The following is a 358-nucleotide window of genomic DNA, read 5'->3' on the forward strand; positions in this document are numbered from 1 at the left end:
CACCGAGATCTACACGAGGTAAAATTATTTCCAATTATGGATTCACGCTCTGTAGGATTTGAACCTACGACATCGGGTTTTGGAGACCCGCGTTCTACCGAACTGAACTAAGAGCGCTTTCTTCCCTTTTCGCGCGTACAACTTAAACAATCTTTTTTTTGTAACCACTAAATAATATATTATATATAGTCCCGTAAAAAAGATTGTTTTTGGACAAATTGAAAAGAGTTCAATGGATCCTTTGTTACTTCACATAGGAGAAGTAATTAGGTAGGGATGACAGGATTTGAACCTGCGACATTTTGTACCCAAAACAAATGCGCTACCAAGCTGCGCTACATCCCTTTCAATCGGTTTA

The 358-nt window shown here is 38.8% G+C and carries 2 tRNA genes; both read right to left on the bottom strand.

The features are described from left to right. Positions 1-43: 43 nt before the first annotated feature. Positions 44-117 (bottom strand) — tRNA-Trp (locus QQK25_RS25020). A 154-nt stretch (positions 118-271) separates the two neighbouring features. After that, positions 272-345 (bottom strand) — tRNA-Pro (locus QQK25_RS25025). Between the last annotated feature and the right edge of the window lie 13 nt (positions 346-358).

The sequence above is a fragment of the Zoogloea oryzae genome (assembly GCF_030161255.1).
Classification (GTDB): Bacteria; Pseudomonadota; Gammaproteobacteria; order Burkholderiales; family Rhodocyclaceae; genus Zoogloea; species Zoogloea oryzae.